Genomic DNA, 258 nt, shown 5'->3' with positions numbered 1-258 from the left:
GCTCGGGCGTCTTCCTCTCGGGGATACGGCGTATTGGCAAGACGACCTTCATCCGACAGGACTTCGTCCCGGCGCTGCTCGACCTGGGCGCGCTGGTGCTGTACGTGGACCTGTGGACGGACCGCTCCCGCCCCCCTATGGCCTTGATGCAGGACGCCGTTCGCGCCGCTGCCGCCGAACTTCAGCAAGCCGACTCCTGGCTGCTGCAAAAGCTGCGGCGGGTGAAAGGCGTCCAATACGGCGCGGCCGGCATCAGCC

General features: G+C 67.4%; 1 protein-coding gene. It reads left to right on the top strand.

The annotated features are described in order from the left end of the window. Positions 1-258 (top strand): hypothetical protein (locus CVH10_RS26180; RefSeq protein WP_219924994.1); only part of this gene is annotated, 258 nt, incomplete at both ends.

The sequence above is a fragment of the Halomonas sp. ND22Bw genome (genome assembly GCF_003011945.1).
In the GTDB taxonomy this organism is placed as follows: Bacteria; Pseudomonadota; Gammaproteobacteria; order Pseudomonadales; family Halomonadaceae; genus Halomonas; species Halomonas halophila.
The sequence above is the reverse complement of the archived record's forward strand: the minus strand, read 5'-3'. Positions and strand labels throughout refer to the sequence as shown.